General features: G+C 62.5%; 3 protein-coding genes. All 3 read left to right on the plus strand.

Annotation, left to right across the window (positions count from 1 at the left end; translation table 11 throughout):
* A partial coding sequence (locus JOZ06_RS16110) for a hypothetical protein (protein ID WP_293234250.1) occupies positions 1 to 241 on the plus strand: 241 nt, incomplete at its 5' end.
* 82 nt (positions 242 to 323) lie between these two features.
* Positions 324 to 2,237, plus strand: a complete 1,914-nt coding sequence (locus tag JOZ06_RS16115) for a tetratricopeptide repeat protein (protein ID WP_293234252.1) — start codon at positions 324 to 326, stop codon at positions 2,235 to 2,237.
* A 65-nt stretch (positions 2,238 to 2,302) separates the two neighbouring features.
* A partial coding sequence (locus tag JOZ06_RS16120; RefSeq protein ID WP_293234254.1) for a tetratricopeptide repeat protein occupies positions 2,303 to 2,630 on the plus strand: 328 nt, incomplete at its 3' end.

Consider the following 2,630-nt stretch of genomic DNA (forward strand, 5'->3'; position numbering starts at 1 on the left):
GGCGCATTGGATCTTCGGCAATTCGATCCTGCTGGTCGCTTCGTCGCTGCTGCCGGTCGCCTTCCACACGCTGAGCTGGGTCTATGGCGCGGTGGCGCTGGTGCTCGGCCTGCACTTCCTGTGGACCAACTGGAAGATGGTGCGCGAGCAGAGCCATGCTTTGGCCCGCAAGAACTTCTTCGAGTCGATGATCTATCTGGTCGGGTTGTTCGTCGCCGTGCTGGTCGATGTGAACCTGTAAAAGGTTCCACCATTAAGGGCGCTTGTCGCCGCGCGATTTTCCCGCTTCACTACAACTATGGCGATTGTCGGTGGAGAGCGGAATGGTTTCTCGGATAGTCATAGCACTCCTGTCGATCGGTCTAGCCGCGCCGGTTGTCGCGTTCGAGGCTCCGCCCCTAGATCGCCAGATTAAGGCGTTGGACCAGCAGATCCTCACTCTCAACACCCAGGGACGGTACGAAGAGGCGCTGCCCCTGGCGCGCCAAGTGCTCGATCTGCGCCGCGAGCGGGATGGCACTCAATATCCCGATTATGCCGCGGGGCTGGTCAATCTGGGGCTTATCTGCAAAAGCCTCGGGCGCTATGGCGAAGCGGAGACCGCCATGGAACAGAGCTTGGCGATCCGCCGCGATATCCTTCGCCCCAATCATCCCGATATCGCCGCGACCTTGGGAGATTTGGCCGAGCTTTACGGCGCCGAAGGCAAGTACGAGGCGGCCGAGAAAGCCGGTCGTGAGAGTTTGGCGACGTTCGAGAAATCGGGTGGAGCGGAGCATCCGGAGGGCTCCGCCGCGATGGATACGCTGGCGGCGATCTATGTCCGCGAAAACCGCACCGACGAGGCCGAGGCGCTCTATGAGAAATCTATGCGTATCCGCGAGAAGCGCCTCGGCGCGAACAGCCCGCAAGTCGGTAACAGCCTGGAAAGTCTGGGGCAACTCTATTTCGGGCTGGGCCGCTTCGACCTCGCCGAGCCGCTGTTCGAGCGCGGCCTGGCCATCTACCGCAAATCCTATCCCGCCGGCCATGCCAAGATCGGGATCGCGCTTAACAATCTGGCGCTGACCTACAGGGACGAGCGCCGCTATGGCGATGCCGAACCCCTCTATGCGGAAGTCGTCTCGCTGAAGGAAGGCGGATCCTCCGCCGAGCTTGCGGCGGCGCTCGTTAACCAAGCCATCCTTTATCGTGAAGAGGGGCGCGACGGCGATGCCGAACCGCTGCTGAAGCGCGCCGCTCTGGCCGGCGAAGGGACGCCTGCTTATCCCGATCTGCTGATTCGGCTGGGCGAACTGCATCTCGCACAGAACCGTCTGGCCGAGGCCGAGGACGCCTTCGGCCGGAGCATGGCCTTGCGGGAAACGCCGGCGGTGCTGGGCGATCTCGGGCTGGTGGCCAAGCGCCGTGGGCGGCTGGGCGAGGCGGAAACCTATCTGACCCGCGCCGTGATTTTGCGCGAAAGCCAATCCCCCGACAGCGCCGACCTTGCTGCCACCCTCAACGACCTGGCTAGCCTGTATCAGGATCAGGGCCATTATCCGGAGGCAGAGCCGCTCTATCGACGCTCGCTGTCGATCTACGAGAAAGTCTATGGCGCGGACGGTACAAATGCCGCCACCGCGCTCGCAAATCTGGCGTCTCTGCTGCTCGTCGAGAAGCGCTACGCCGAAGCGGAGCCGATGCTTCAGCGGAGCTTGGCCCTGCGCGAAAAATTATTGGGGCCGGACAGTCCGGTGGTCGCCAACAGCCTCGGCAATCTCGCGGCGCTTTATGGCAGCCTCGGCCGGGACGGCGAAGCTGAGGCGCTGTGGCTGCGCAGCATCGCCATTCTCGAAAAAGCCGAAGGCCCCGCCAGCTTGGCCATTGCCGGAAGCCTCAATAATCTTGCCGTGGTCTATCTCGACGAGAAGCATGACCAGCAAGCCTTGGAGGCATTGAAGCGGAGCCTGGCTATCCGCGAGGGCGCTCTAGGGGCAGGCCATATCGATGTCGCTGCCACGCTCAACAATCTGGCCACGTTCTATATGAACCGTAGCGATTACGGCACCGCGGAGACCCTGTTCAAGCGCAGCATCGCCATCTATGCCTCGGCTGCCGGCGAGGCCAGCGTGCTCCATGTCGCGGCACTTCAGCGCCTGGCCAAGATGTATGAGCGTCAAGGCCGCGATAATCTCGCCGCCCCGATCCTCTACCGGGTAAAGCAAATCCAGGCGGCGCAGGCGAAATCGTCCTGACCCGGATGGCCGGTTGAGCTCGTCGCGTGTTAGGTTGGCAACCGGACACGACCGATGAGGATGGAATGGTTTATCGCTTTGCTGCTGGCCTGCTGCTCGCCGGCGTTTCCTGCTTTGCCTTGGCCGCCGACAAAAACCCCGATCAGGCGATCAAATACCTCGAAGCCCGCATCGTCGAGCTGAACGGCGCGGGCCGTTATGCCGACGCGGTTCCGCTGGCCAAGCAGGTGTTGGATCTGCGCCAGAAGAAGAGCGGAACCCAGGATCAGGACTATGCCTCGGCCTTGAACAATCTCGCCGTTCTCTACAAGGCGCTGGGGCGCTATGAGGATGCGCAGCCGGTGCTCGAGCAGAGCCTCGACATCCGCCGCAAGGTGCTCAAGCCGGGCGACG

The organism is Paludibacterium sp. (assembly GCF_019232825.1).
Classification (GTDB): domain Bacteria; phylum Pseudomonadota; class Gammaproteobacteria; order Burkholderiales; family Chromobacteriaceae; genus Paludibacterium.